This window comes from Phenylobacterium sp., assembly GCF_030651185.1.
Lineage (GTDB): Bacteria > Pseudomonadota > Alphaproteobacteria > Caulobacterales > Caulobacteraceae > Phenylobacterium.
On the sequence record NZ_JAUSCJ010000029.1, the window covers coordinates 288,112 to 300,895 of the forward strand.

Here is a 12,784-nt window from a genome sequence, read left to right on the forward strand (position 1 = left end):
TTGGGTCAATGAGTCGGAGACCTGCCATGACCGCGCACATCGATCCCGACCGCCAGGCCTGGGACCTCTTCAAGGCCCTGCCGAAGGACCAACCGATCCAGATGCTCAACCTGGTGCGGGTCAAAGCTCTGGCCGACTATCCGCAAGACCACCCCGACCACGGCAGGGGGCTCACCGGCCTGGAGGCCTACCGTGCCTATGGCGCCACCACCGCGCCGATCTTCGCGCGCCTGGGCGGCCGCCAGATCTGGGCCGGCAAGCCGCAGGTGATGGTGACCGGGCCGCAGGACGAAGCCTGGGACCTGGCCTTCATCGCCGAGTATCCGAGCTCCGAGGCCTTCATCGCCATGGTCCGCGATCCCGACTACCGCGAGTTCGTCAAGCACCGCACCGCCGCCGTCGCGGACTCCCGCCTGCTGCGGCTGTCGCCGGTGGCGCCTGGGGCGGGATTCGGCGAATAGGTCTGAAAACGGGGGAAGCTTGTCATTTCCCACAGGCGGCCGCTCTGCCATCCTGACCGCCTGGCTACAGGAGGCTCCGATGCTCGCCCTTCGCCCCAACTGTGAATGCTGCGACCGCGACCTGGCGCCCGACAGTCCCGACGCCCGCATCTGCACCTTCGAATGCACCTTCTGCGCGGAGTGTGTGGACACCCGGCTGGGCGGGGTCTGTCCGAACTGCGGCGGGAACTTCAGCGTGCGGCCCGTGCGGCCGGCGGCGTTGCTGGCGAAGTACCTGGCCTCGACCGAGCGCGTGCTTGGCAAGCACAAGGCGTGCGCGGCATAGCCCTGCATTCGGCCTGGCGTCCCTGGCCGGCCGTTGGAACAGGGTGGCTTGGGCGCGCCGGGCGGGCTAACTCCCCGGCATGTCCCGCACCAAGCAACCTTCCGAGTTTGAGATCCTCGTCGACGGGGAGACCTATGTCTGGCGGTTTCACCGCCGGCCCCAGTGGTCTGGCCCCGCCGCGGAGTGGCGTGGCAAGGTGGTGGCGGTGCGCCATCGGGACGGCCAGCGCGAGGCCATGCTGGAGTTTCCGCCGGGCCCTCCGCCCCGGCACGGCGCCCCGCAGCCAAATGCCTCGTCGATCGCGCCGGAACTGGTGGGCAGGGCCATCGCCTCGGCCATCGCGGCGGGATGGGATCCACAGTCGCGCGGCAAGACGGTCGCGATCGTGGTGGATGAGGACGGCGGCTGAGGCGCTGAATTTGAGCGCCGCCTGAGGCGCAACTTAAGATTGCGTCCTGCTGTTGCGCACGCTAGCTTCCGTCTGGGTGATGGGGGGCTAGGATGGCGACGCTGGTCTATAACAACGCGGGCAAGACCCGGAACAAGAAGCTGAAGCCGCAGCTGGAACGCCTGCTGACGGACGCCGCCGGAGCCGTTGGCATCGACAAGGTGTCGGTGACCTCGGGCGGGCAGGACCGCATCGGCACGCCGAATGCGCGTCGGACAGGCTCCACCCGGCATGACGACGGCGAGGCCGCCGACATCCAGCTGCTGGACGACGGCGACGTGCTGGACTTCGACGCGCAGCGCTCCAGGTTCGAGGCCTTCGTCACCGAGGCGGCCAGGCTGGGGGCCACCGGCATCGGGGCCGGGGTGACCTATATGGGCACCAAGACCATCCATGTGGGGTTCGGGACCAAGCTGGTGTGGGGCGCCGGCGGCAGGGCCGTGAACGCCCCGGCTTGGCTGAAGGCGGCCGCCGCCAAGGGGTGGGACCAGCCGCCGGCGGTCGCCGCCCTCGCCAAGGCCCACATTGGGCGCAACGTCGTCATGGCCCGCAACGGGCTGAAGCTGCGCGGCGGTCCGGGCCTCGATTTCGGCCACAGCACCACGCTGAAGAGCGGCTTGGAGCTGACCGTGACGTCGTTCCACGGCGCGGAGGGCGAGTGGGCCCTGGTGGACCTGGACGATGACGGCCAACTGGACGGTTTCGTGTTCGCCGCCTTCCTGACGCCGGCCGAGCCCGAAGACGGTCCCAGCTAAGCGGGCGGCCTCAGTCCAGCACCCCGGAGATCGCCTCGAACAGGTCCTCAGCCCGCAGAGGCTTGCCGATGTGGCGGTCGGCGCCGGCGGCGGCGGAGGCCTCCACATCGGTGGCTGAGGTGTTGGCGCTGATTACGATGATCGGCGCGCGGGGCAGGCCCGCGCCCTCGGCCTTGCGGATGGCCCGGATGGCGTCCAGCCCGTCCATCACCGGCATGCGCAGGTCCATCAGCACCACGTCGAAGGCGCTGGCGCGCCAGGCGTCCACCGCCTCCTGGCCGTTCTCCACGCTCACCACCTGCGCGCCGGCCGCGCCCAGCATCAGCTCGACCACCTTGCGGTTGGTGGGGTTGTCGTCGGCGGCCAGCACCCGCAGGGGCGGCGCGTCGGGGGCGGGGTGGCCGTGACCGCCCGCCGGGGTGGCGTCGGCGGCGCGCGCGGCGTCGCCATAGTCCAGCAGGCCGTTGACCAGCCCGTCCAGGTCCTGGGCGCTGGCCAGCATGTCGGAGAGCAGGGCGCGCTGATCCTCGCTGAGGTCGGTCGCCGCCAGGGCCTGGCCCAGGCCCAGCACGCCATTCAGCGGGGTGCGCAGCTCGTGGCTCATGTCGGCGAGAAATTCGGTCTTGGCGTGGCTCGCGGCCTCAGCCCGGTGCAGGGCCTCCTCCAGGGCCTCGGCCTGCTGCTTCATGGCGGTGATGTCGACGCGCAGGCCGATGACGCCGCCGTCGGCGGTGCGCTTCTCCTCGATCATCAGCCAGCGGCCGTCGGAGATGCGCTGCTCGTGACGCTCCCCCGAGGGGTTCATCAGCTTGTGCATCCGCTCGGCCAGCCAGGCCTCCTCGCGGCCGATGGCCTCGGGATAGTCGCCCCGCGCGACGCCGATCTTCAGGGTCTCGGAGAACGGCGCGCCGGCCCGGAACAGGTCGGCCGAGCGATGGTAGATCTCGGCGTAACGCTTGTTCCAGAGGATGTAGCGGCCCTCGGGGTCCAGGAAGACCACGCCCTCGGGCAGCAGGTCGATGGCCTCGCGCAGGCGGTCGCGGGCGGTGGCGGCGTCCGCCTCGGCGGCGGCGACGGCGTGATCGCCGATCCTCCGGCCCAGGCCGCGCAACAGCCGTCCGATCCAGCCGGAAACCCCAGCTCCTGCCATGAAAACCCCGACGCGGAAGCACCAAATCAATGCTGGTCACGACAGGCTAAATTGGTTGCGAAAGTGCGACGCCGCCCATCTTGGGTCGCATTGCCGCATGGGCGCCTTGCGGCTGCATAGATCGCGGGCAGGGGGCGCCTGGGTTTTGACCGGCTTTCCCTTCCGCCCCGGCCCGGCGTATTCAGGCGCCATGCCCACGACCATCACCACCGTCGGCCTCGATGCCGATGATACTCTTTGGCACAACGAGACCCTGTTCCGGCTGACCCATGACCGGTTCAGCGCCCTGCTGGCCGGGGTGGCCGATCCGCAGGCCATCGAGGCGCGGCTGGCCGAGGTGGAGCGGCGCAACCTGCGGCTCTACGGCTACGGGGTGAAGGGATTCACCCTGTCCATGATCGAGACCGCCATGGAGCTGTGCGACGGCGAGGCGCCGGCCTCGGTGATCCGCGAGATCCTGGCGGCGGGCCGCGAGATGCTGAACGAACCGGTGGAGCCGCTGCCCGGCGTCGAGCGCTGCCTGGCCGAGCTTTCTGAACGCTACCGGCTGGTGCTGATCACCAAGGGCGACCTGCTGCACCAGGAGCAGAAGCTGGCGGCCTCGGGCCTGGGCGACCTGTTCGCCGCCGTGGAGATCGTCAGCGAGAAGGACGCCGGCACCTATGAGCGCGTCTTCGCCCGCCATGGAACCGGGGCCGCCAAGGCGGTGATGTGCGGCAACTCCATGCGCTCGGACATCCTGCCGGCCCTGGAGGCGGGCGCCTATGGCGCCCATGTGCCCTATCCCCTGACCTGGGCGCACGAGTTGGCCGACGCGCCGAGCGGCCATGACCGCTTTGTCGAACTGGCCTCCATCGTGGACCTGCCGGCCTGGATCGCGAAAATCGGCTGACCTGATGTCACAGCCGCCGGGTCGGCCCCGTCCTTGGGGTGTTGATCGGGAGGGTTTCGATGACACGCACCATCGCCATGGTTCTGGCTGTGATCCTGGGGGGCAACGGCCTCTTCATGCTGGGCGCGCCGCTCGCCTGGTATGACGCGGTGCCGGGAGTTCCGAGCACCGGCGCCTTCAACCCCCACTTCGTCCGCGACATCGGGGCGGCCTATCTGGTGACGGCGCTTGGCCTGGCCTGGTTCGCCTGGCGGCCCGTGCAGGGCTGGCCGGCCCTGGTGGCCGGTGCGCTGTTCCTGGCCCTGCACGCCGGCGTCCACCTGTTCGACGCCACCTGTTCGGCGAGCCCGCTGGCCAACCTGATCCGCGATTTCCCCGGGGTCTTCCTGCCGACCCTGCTGGCGGCCTGGATCGCCGTGGTCCGCAGACCCAAGGAGATTTGAGATGCTGCGCGCCCTGCTGAAAGGCCAGATCGACAAGATGGAGCGCACCTGGGGCTATGACGCCGCCTATATGCGCCGGGTGCTGAACGCCTCGCCGATGAGCTTCCTGAAGTTCGGCTTGGTCAGCCAGATGGTGGACCGCAGGGCAGCGCCCGCCGAGGCGCTGGCCGCCGCGGGGATCGCCGGGACGCTGATCGAGGACTGCGGGCCCTGCACCCAGATCTCCGTGGACATGGCCGCCGCCGGCGGCGTGAAGCCCGCCGTGCTGCGCGCCATCCTGGCCGGGGACGAGGCGGCCATGGGCGAGACCGCCGCCCTGGCCTGGCGCTTCGCCAAGGCCAGCCTGGCCCGCGACATGGAGGTCGCCGATCCCCTGCGCAACGAGATCGTGCGCCGGTGGGGCGAGCGGGGACTGGTGGCCATAGGCTTGGCCCTGACCACCGCGCGGATGTATCCGACGCTGAAATACGCCCTGGGCTATGGGAAGGCCTGCTCGCGTGTGACGGTGGCGGGCGAGGCGACCCCTGTGGTCCATCTGCTGGCGGCCTGAACCCCATGAGCGACACCGACGCCTTCGAAGCCCAGCGCCCCCGGCTCACCCGGCTGGCCTACCGCATGCTGGGCTCGGTGACCGAGGCGGAGGACGCGGTGCAGGACGCCTGGCTGCGCTGGACGCGAGCCGGGGAGGAGATCGCCGACCCCGCCGCCTGGCTGGTGCGGGTGACGAGCCGGCTCTGCATCGACCGTATGCGCTCGGCCAGGACCCAGCGCGACGCCTATCGCGGCCCCTGGCTGCCCGAGCCGCTGATCGAGGACCTCGCCGTCGATCCGGTGGAGCGGGCCGAGGACGTCTCGGTGGCCTTCCTGCTGGCCCTGGAGCGGCTGTCGCCCCTGGAGCGGGCGGTGTTCCTGCTGCACGACGTGTTCGACGCGGACTACGCCCAGGTGGCCGAGACCCTGGGGAAGACCGAGCCTGCCGTCCGCCAGCTCGCAACCCGCGCGCGGGCCCACGTCAAGGAGACCCGGCCCCGCTTCACCGTCAGCCAGGAGGACGCCGCCAAGCTGGCAGCCGCCTTCATGGTGGCCGCCGCGGAGGGCGACATGACGGCCCTGTCGGCGATGCTGGCGCAGGACGCGGTGATGGTCACCGACGGCGGCGGCAAGCGCAAGGCGGCCCTGCGTCCCATGGTCGGCCGCGAAGATATCGTGAGGCTGCTGGTGGGCCTGGCCTGGCGGGGCGGGGAGGGACAGTCCCTCAGCTTCCGATCGGTGCGGATCAACGGCTATCCGGGACTGGTGCTCGAGCGCGAGGACGGGCCCATGACGGTGGCGTTTCAGCCTGGCGAGGACGGCAAGCTGGCCGGCATCTACATGGTCCGCAATCCAGACAAGCTCGGGCGCCTGTCGCACTGAGCTTGTCGACCGGCGACCGCCTAGCGCCTAGATAGGGCCGTGCGCTTCGACGAACGCTTCCTCGACGAGATCAAGTCCCGCCTTCGCCCGTCCGATGTCATCGGCAAGACGGTGAAGCTGCGGAAGCAGGGGCGTGAGTATGTGGGCCTGTCGCCGTTCACCAAGGAGAAGACGCCCTCCTTCTACGTGAACGACGACAAGGGGCAGTTCTTCGACTTCTCCTCGGGCAAGACCGGTGACCTGATCAGCTTCCTGCAGGAGACCCAGCGGCTGACCTTCGTGGAGGCCGTGGAGCGGCTGGCGGCTGAAGCCGGTGTGCCGCTGCCCGCCGTCGATCCCCGCGCCGCCGAGCAGGAGAAGGTGCGCCAGAGCCTGTCGGACTGGCTGGAACTGGCGGCCCAGTGGTTCGAAGCCGAGCTGCGGCGCCCGGTGGGCAAGGCCGCGCGTGAGTATCTGGAGCGCCGAGGTCTGCCGGAGGCTGAGTGGGCCCGCTTCCGTCTTGGCTTCTCGCCGGGCGGTCGCACGGCGCTGAAGGACTATCTGATCGCCAAGGGCGCCCATCCCGGCGAGCTGGTGGAGACCGGCATGCTGATCGCGCCGGAGGAGGGCGGGGCGCCCTACGACCGGTTCCGGGATCGCATCATCTTCCCCATCACCGACGCCCGCGGCCGGGTGGTCTCGTTCGGCGGTCGGGCGATGGATCCCCAGGCCCGTGCCAAGTACCTGAACGGGCCGGAGACCTCACTCTTCCACAAGGGGCATCTGCTGTACGGCCTGGCCGAGAGCCGCAAGATCCTGGCCGCCGCGCCCTCGGGCGAGACGCCGCCGCTCGCGGTGGTGGAAGGCTATATGGACGCCATCGCCTGCCAGCGGGCCGGGATCGCCGCGGTGGCGCCGATGGGGACGGCGCTCACCGAGGAGCAGATGGAGCTGCTGTGGCGCCACCACGCCGAGCCGACCCTGTGTTTCGACGGCGACCGCGCCGGCATCCAGGCGGTGAGCCGCGCGATCGACCGGGCCCTGCCGATCCTCAAGCCCGGCAAGAGCTTCCAGTTCGCGGTGGTGGAGGGCGGCAAGGACCCTGATGAGGTGCTGCGTGAGCAGGGCCCCGCCGCCCTGCGCGGCCAGCTCGCCGCCACCATCCCCTTTGTCGAGGCCCTGTTCGCTCGCGAGCGGGATGCGGAGAACCTGGACACGCCGGAGCGCAAGGCCGGCTTCAAGGGCCGCCTGCGTCAGATCGCGGCGACCATCGCCGACAAGGACCTGCAGCAGGCCTATCGCGAGGAGCTGCTGCGACGGTTCGACGCGGCCTCCGGCCGCCAGCCCCAACAGGCCTTCCAGCCGCAACAGGCGCGCAGGCCCTACACCAAGGGCCGGTTCTGGAAACCGGAGGACGAAGCCATGCGGCCGCAGTCGGCCCTTGCCGAGACCCGGAACATGGTGGCGCAGAGTTCCAGGCTGGATCCGATCCTGGCGGCGCTCACCCAATACGCCATCCGCGATCCGGCGATTCTGGACGACCACCTGGAGGAGTCCTTCACCGCCCAGGGGTTCGGCGATCCGGTCCTTTCCGGATTGGCGAAGGAAATCATCCGCCTGCGTTTGGACGCTGAACACCTTGACTCTGCCACCCTGACACGCCATCTCGCATCCTGCGGGTTTAACGCGCTACTGACAGACATCGACCGGGCCGCATCGCAAGCGGGCGCGCCCTTCATGAAATCGGATGTCTCCCTCGAAGCCGCTAGATCGCAGTGGTCGCAGGCCTTCGCCCGCCTTTCCAGGCTGGCGGCGCTCGACGAGGCTATCGGATCCGCCAAGGGCAACCTTCGCGGTCGATCCGATATGGAGGTCCTCGAGCGCCTGAAGGGTGAACGCGACGCACTGAAACGCGCGATCAGAGAATGGAACGATTAGGGCGGATGACGGGTCGTACTTGGGTGCGATCCAGTTTTGACCGCCATTCACCATCTTCGGCCCAACCCTTGCATGAGGGTGGCGGCTGAAATCGGAGACCTAGATGAGCACGACCACGGCTGAAGCTGAACCCACTGAAACCACCGGCGGCGACGGGCCCCTGCTCGACCTGACCGATGCCGGGGTCAAGAAGTTCATCAAGCAGGCCAAGGCCCGCGGCTACGTCACCATGGACGAGCTGAACAAGGTGCTGCCGAGCGAGGAAGTCACCTCCGAGGCCATCGAAGACACCCTGGCCATGCTGTCGGAAATGGGCGTCAACGTCGTCGAGGCCGAGGAAGACGCCGAGGGCGGCGAGGTCGCGGTCCGCGAGGAGACCGCGGTCGTCGAGACCCCGAAGGAAGCCGCCTACGACCGGACCGATGACCCGGTGCGCATGTATCTGCGCGAGATGGGTTCGGTGGAGCTGCTGTCGCGCGAGGGCGAAATCGCCATCGCCAAGCGGATCGAAGCCGGCCGCGACACCATGATCCGCGGCCTGTGCGAGAGCGCGCTGACCTTCGAAGCCATCATGGTGTGGCGCGAGGAACTGGGCACCGGCCGCATCCTGCTGCGCGAGGTCATCGACCTCGACCTCACCTATAACGGCATCAACGCCGCGGCCGCCGCCGAGGCCCTGGCCAACGCGCCGCCCGAGGACGAGGAAGCCGAAGAGGCCGAGGCCGAGGTCACCGCCGACGGCGAGGCCGTGGCCAAGGGCGAGAGCGACGACGACGACGACTTCGACGATGGCGCCGGTCCGACGATCAGCGCCATGGAAGCCGAGCTGCGCGAAGGCGTGATGGTGACCCTGGACGCCATCGCGTCCGAGTTCGACGCCTTCCGCGCCCTGCAGGAAAAGCTGGTCGGCAAGCGCCTCAAGGGCGAGGACCTCTCCGACGCCGACCGCAAGGCCTATGAGACCGCCAGCCTGGCGATCGTTCAGCACCTGAAGACCCTGAAGCTGAACAACAACCGCATCGAGGCCCTGGTCGAGCAGCTCTACGCCATCAACAAGCGTCTGATGGGCCTTGAAGGCCGCCTGCTGCGCCTGGCCGACAGCTACGGCATCAGCCGCAACGAGTTCCTGAAGGCCTATTTCGGCTCCGAGCTGAACCCCGCCTGGGGCGATCAGGTCAAGCCGCTGGGCGTGCGCTGGACCAAGTTCGTCGAGAACGACGCCAGCCAGATCGGCGACATCCGCCACGAGATCGCCGCGCTCGCCACCGAGACCGGCGTGCCGATCGACGACTATCGCCGCATCGTCCAGACCGTGCAGAAGGGCGAGCGCGAGGCCCGTCAGGCCAAGAAGGAAATGGTCGAGGCCAACCTGCGCCTGGTGATCTCCATCGCCAAGAAGTACACCAATCGCGGCCTGCAATTCCTTGATCTCATTCAGGAAGGCAACATCGGCCTGATGAAGGCGGTCGATAAGTTCGAGTACCGCCGGGGCTACAAGTTCTCCACCTACGCCACCTGGTGGATCCGTCAGGCGATCACCCGCTCGATCGCCGACCAGGCCCGCACGATCCGTATTCCGGTGCACATGATCGAGACGATCAACAAGATCGTCCGCACCAGCCGCCAGATGTTGCACGAGATCGGCCGCGAGCCGACCCCGGAAGAATTGGCCGAGAAGCTGGCCATGCCGCTGGAAAAGGTCCGCAAGGTCCTGAAGATCGCCAAGGAGCCGATCAGCCTCGAAACCCCGATCGGGGACGAGGAAGACAGCCACCTGGGCGACTTCATCGAGGACAAGAACGCGATCCTGCCCATCGACGCGGCGATCCAGTCCAACCTGCGGGAAACCACCACCCGCGTGCTGGCCAGCCTGACGCCCCGCGAGGAACGCGTCCTGCGCATGCGCTTCGGCATCGGCATGAACACCGACCACACCCTCGAGGAAGTGGGCCAGCAGTTCAGTGTGACCCGGGAACGCATCCGTCAGATCGAGGCCAAGGCGCTGCGCAAGCTGAAGCACCCGAGCCGCTCGCGGAAGCTGCGCAGCTTCCTGGACAGCTAGGAACTTACTCCCGCGAGCTATTGAAAAGGCCCACCCTATGCACTTGCTGGGGTGGGCTTTTTCTTGAGCGCTGATCCTCAGTGCGTTGCGCCGGTGGCCATCTGGTAGAGGGTGATCGCCACCTCCAGCACGATCAGGCCCACGATGATCGCCTCCAGGCGCAGGGACCGTTCGGTGTCGATGAGGTCGGTCATGACGGTCACGGTGTCGCCGATCAGGTCCAGCTTGCGGCCCAGGGTCTCGGCCCGCTCCACCAGTTCGTACTCGTCCTCCAACCGGGCATAGAGGCGCTCCAGGTCGGGGCGATCCCAGAGGATGTCGGGCTTTTCCCGCACCGCCACCCGCTCGGCGACCCGATGCTGCACCAGGAGGGCTGAGCCGATCAGCCTGACCATGGCCCGGCGTCCGCTGGGGCTTCGGCCCCGCTCGGCTAGGAAGCGCGCCCAGGGCTCGATGGTGTCGAACACCTGGGCCACCTGGCGTTCGTCGTGGGCCAGGGCCGCGCTCTTGGCCACCGCGTCGGCCACCACCAGCAGCTTGTCCGGCGACAGGGCGCCGATCCGCACCACCCCATCGGGCTGGACGCCTTCGTCCAGGTCATCGCGCGCGGCCAGGCGGATGGTCTCTTCCTCGTGCAGGGCCAGGTGGCCCTGAACCCGGGGCTGGACACCGCGCAGGACTTCGTCCTCGGCGATGGGGTCGAGCCCGATCAGAACGGTCACGCCGTAGCGGAACACCACCACCAGCCCCGGTCCGACGCGGAACGACAGGGGAGATGTCGACAGGGCGTCGCGCCGTTCCAGCCCGGCCGTGTCGATCCGTTCGCCCAGGACGACCGCGCGGGCGGTCAGAAGGTCGGAGCCTTGCGGGATAGGCAGGGGCGCGGTGTCCATGCCTCACACCACCACATGTGGAGCCAAGGTAGAAGGCCTCCCAGGCGGCGCTCTAGCGCCAGCCGTAGTTGAAGCTGATGGAGATCCGCTCGCGCTTGGCGGCGTTGGGCGGCACTTCGTGGCGCAGCCAGCTTTCCCAGAGGATCAGGCTGCCGGGTTCGGGCTGCAGGTAGACGAAGGTCCTGGCGCTCTCGTCGGCGCCTGACAGCCGTGGCGGGGCGGCCATCATCAGCGGCAGGCGGGGGTCCTCCAGCTTCAGCGCGCTCGCCCCCTTGGGCGTGGCCACATAGACCGTTCCCGACAGCACGCTGTGCGGATGGATGTGGCCGGAGTGGGCCGCGCCGGGCTTGAGGATGTTCACCCACAGGCTGTCCAGCTTCAGCTTGCCGCCGCGCAGGTCCAGCTGCAGGTCCGCGGCGAAGGCCTTGGCGTGCTTGTCGAGCCTAGTCTTCAGGTCGCCGAAGACGCTGGCCCGCTGGGGCAGGTCGTCGAGGGAGGCGTAGGAGGTGTAGCCGCCATAGGCGTTGTCGCGGCACCAGCGCTGGCCGGCCACGTCCTCGTCGGCCAGCATGCGGCAGGCCTCTTCGAGCTCGGCGTTGAACGCGGCGAAGCCCTTCTCGGCGGCGAAGGAGGCCTCATAGACCTGGGTGACGAACAGCGGGCGCGTGGACATGGGTCCGCGCTAATCGCCCTAGGCCAGGATGTCCAGCAGGCTGTCGGTCATCTCGTCGGCGGTGCGGATCACCGCCAGGTTGGCGCTGAACTCGGTCTTGGCCGTGATCTGCTCGATGGCCTCGCGGGTATAGTCCACCTCGAAGGCCGGATCGCCCATCTGCGCCGTCCGCTGGGCGGAGGCTTCGAAGCGTTGGGATGCGGCGAACAGGCCGTACTGCGCGGTTGCGATGGGGTTCATGGCTCAGGCCCTCCGGAACCCTCACCCTGAACCCCATGCGGTAAAGCTTTCGCCTAGGAAGATGGTGAACGGGTCAGGCGTAGGCGTATTTCGGGCTCCAGGCGGTGACGCCCTCCGGGATCATGTCGAACAGGTGGTAGGTGATGCAGAAGTCGTCGCCGGGGCCGAGCTCGGCGTCGGAGACCCGGACGATCTGGTCGCCGCGCTTCTGGAACACCGAGACCCCGGGCTGCCAGCCGCCGCTCTGGCCGCGATAGCCCATGTCCTGCGCGAAGTTCGAGCCCTCATGGCTGACCATCGGGAATCGCCAGCCGCGGCCGGCGGCGAAGTCGCGCTGGACGGCGGGCGTATTGGGGCTGGAGAGCACGAAGGCCGCGCGGCTGGCCAGGTGGTCATAGACCCCGTTGAAGCCATCGGCCCACATGGTGCAGCTGGTGCAGCCGGTCCCCATGTTGTGGATCACGAACAGGTCGCTCTTGTCGCCGAACAGGTCCGACAGGGCGACCGGCCCGTCCAGGGTCTGGAAGAGGTAGTTCTCCACCGGCTGAGGCTCGATGGCGGCTTGGACCTCGCGCATCTGCGTGCGCAGGGCGGCGATCTGGGCGCGGTGGCCGTTCAGGGCCTCGGTCGCTTGGGCGTAGTTCATCACCGGTCATCCTTCTTGGATTGGGCGCGCTCGTCGTCGAGGCGCAGGAGGTGTTTGGCCAGGGTGTCGAAGCCGGCCTGCCAGTACTTGGCGTATCGGTTCATCCAGACCGCGGCGTCGTGGAGGGGGGCGGCGTCCAGGGTGCAGCGGCTGATGCGGCCGCTGCGGGCCTGGTGGACGAGGCCGGCGCGGACCAGGACCTGGATGTGGCGGGAGACCGCCTGGAGGGAGATGTCGAAGGGCGCCGCCAGTTCGGAGACCAACAGGGCGCCCTCGTCCAGGCGCTCCAGGATGGCGCGCCGGACGGGGTCCGACAGGGCGAAGAACACCGCGTCGAGGGCGACTTCTGGCGCCGGGTGAAGAGGTATAGGGGCCGGGGTCATGGCCAGATAATAATCAACTCATTTGTTGAGAGTCAACTAATTGGTTGATTATGTATCCGTCGAAAACCTGCCACCTTTGTCCT

The 12,784-nt window shown here is 68.5% G+C and carries 16 protein-coding genes; 10 read left to right on the forward strand and 6 right to left on the reverse strand.

The annotated features are described in order from the left end of the window. Nucleotides 1-26: 26 nt before the first annotated feature. From Q7J39_RS14630 to Q7J39_RS14645, 4 genes are all read left to right on the forward strand, one after another. On the forward strand, nt 27-461 hold the full coding sequence (locus tag Q7J39_RS14630) for a DUF1330 domain-containing protein (RefSeq protein WP_304826463.1): 435 nt from the start codon (nt 27-29) through the stop codon (nt 459-461). A gap of 79 nt (nt 462-540) precedes the next feature. Further along, entirely contained in the window at nt 541-786 is a 246-nt protein-coding gene (locus Q7J39_RS14635; protein ID WP_304826468.1) for a DUF1272 domain-containing protein, read from the forward strand. 79 nt (nt 787-865) lie between these two features. Beyond that, the gene (locus Q7J39_RS14640) at nt 866-1,195 is read left to right on the forward strand and encodes a hypothetical protein (RefSeq protein ID WP_304826471.1); all 330 of its coding nucleotides are present in this window, start codon (nt 866-868) and stop codon (nt 1,193-1,195) included. Nucleotides 1,196-1,287: 92 nt separating this feature from the next. Further along, nucleotides 1,288-1,989 carry a hypothetical protein gene (locus Q7J39_RS14645; protein ID WP_304826474.1) on the forward strand — a complete coding sequence of 234 codons (702 nt, stop codon included), beginning with the start codon at nt 1,288-1,290 and terminating at the stop codon, nt 1,987-1,989. Nucleotides 1,990-1,999: 10 nt separating this feature from the next. On the opposite strand, the gene Q7J39_RS14650 is transcribed toward Q7J39_RS14645, so the two are convergent. Next, nucleotides 2,000-3,139: a response regulator gene (locus Q7J39_RS14650; protein WP_304826477.1), complete on the reverse strand. Its 1,140-nt coding sequence runs from the start codon at nt 3,137-3,139 to the stop codon at nt 2,000-2,002. 190 nt (nt 3,140-3,329) lie between these two features. On the opposite strand from Q7J39_RS14650, the gene Q7J39_RS14655 reads away from it, so the two are divergent. The 6 genes from Q7J39_RS14655 to rpoD all read left to right on the forward strand — a co-directional run bounded on the left by Q7J39_RS14655 (nt 3,330) and on the right by rpoD (nt 9,866). Continuing rightward, nucleotides 3,330-4,031, forward strand: coding sequence for an HAD family hydrolase (locus Q7J39_RS14655; protein ID WP_304826480.1), 702 nt, complete (start codon nt 3,330-3,332; stop codon nt 4,029-4,031). A 59-nt stretch (nt 4,032-4,090) separates the two neighbouring features. After that, nucleotides 4,091-4,474 (forward strand): hypothetical protein, encoded by a 384-nt coding sequence (locus Q7J39_RS14660; RefSeq protein ID WP_304826484.1) that lies wholly within the window; start codon nt 4,091-4,093, stop codon nt 4,472-4,474. Between the two features lies 1 nt (nt 4,475). Beyond that, nucleotides 4,476-5,024 (forward strand): hypothetical protein, encoded by a 549-nt coding sequence (locus tag Q7J39_RS14665; protein ID WP_304826487.1) that lies wholly within the window; start codon nt 4,476-4,478, stop codon nt 5,022-5,024. Nucleotides 5,025-5,029: 5 nt separating this feature from the next. Next, the gene (gene sigJ / locus Q7J39_RS14670; protein WP_304826490.1) at nt 5,030-5,887 is read left to right on the forward strand and encodes an RNA polymerase sigma factor SigJ; all 858 of its coding nucleotides are present in this window, start codon (nt 5,030-5,032) and stop codon (nt 5,885-5,887) included. 39 nt (nt 5,888-5,926) lie between these two features. Continuing rightward, complete coding sequence (gene dnaG, locus Q7J39_RS14675) at nt 5,927-7,804, forward strand: DNA primase (protein ID WP_304826493.1); 1,878 nt, start codon at nt 5,927-5,929, stop codon at nt 7,802-7,804. 103 nt (nt 7,805-7,907) lie between these two features. Then, nucleotides 7,908-9,866 (forward strand): RNA polymerase sigma factor RpoD, encoded by a 1,959-nt coding sequence (gene rpoD, locus Q7J39_RS14680; protein WP_304826497.1) that lies wholly within the window; start codon nt 7,908-7,910, stop codon nt 9,864-9,866. 77 nt (nt 9,867-9,943) lie between these two features. Here the strand turns inward: rpoD and Q7J39_RS14685 are convergent, their stop codons facing one another. The 5 genes from Q7J39_RS14685 to Q7J39_RS14705 form a co-directional block, all read right to left on the reverse strand. After that, nucleotides 9,944-10,759 (reverse strand): RMD1 family protein, encoded by an 816-nt coding sequence (locus Q7J39_RS14685; RefSeq protein ID WP_304826500.1) that lies wholly within the window; start codon nt 10,757-10,759, stop codon nt 9,944-9,946. Between the two features lie 52 nt (nt 10,760-10,811). Then, nucleotides 10,812-11,432 carry a TIGR02466 family protein gene (locus Q7J39_RS14690; RefSeq protein ID WP_304826503.1) on the reverse strand — a complete coding sequence of 207 codons (621 nt, stop codon included), beginning with the start codon at nt 11,430-11,432 and terminating at the stop codon, nt 10,812-10,814. A gap of 18 nt (nt 11,433-11,450) precedes the next feature. Further along, nucleotides 11,451-11,672, reverse strand: coding sequence for a flagellar basal body rod C-terminal domain-containing protein (locus Q7J39_RS14695; RefSeq protein ID WP_304826507.1), 222 nt, complete (start codon nt 11,670-11,672; stop codon nt 11,451-11,453). A gap of 73 nt (nt 11,673-11,745) precedes the next feature. Further along, a complete protein-coding gene (locus Q7J39_RS14700; RefSeq protein WP_304826510.1) occupies nt 11,746-12,318 on the reverse strand; it encodes a DUF899 family protein in 573 nt (190 codons plus the stop codon). Beyond that, entirely contained in the window at nt 12,318-12,701 is a 384-nt protein-coding gene (locus Q7J39_RS14705; protein WP_304826513.1) for a helix-turn-helix transcriptional regulator, read from the reverse strand. The genes Q7J39_RS14700 and Q7J39_RS14705 overlap by 1 nt, the downstream gene beginning before the upstream one ends. Nucleotides 12,702-12,784: the final 83 nt, after the last annotated feature.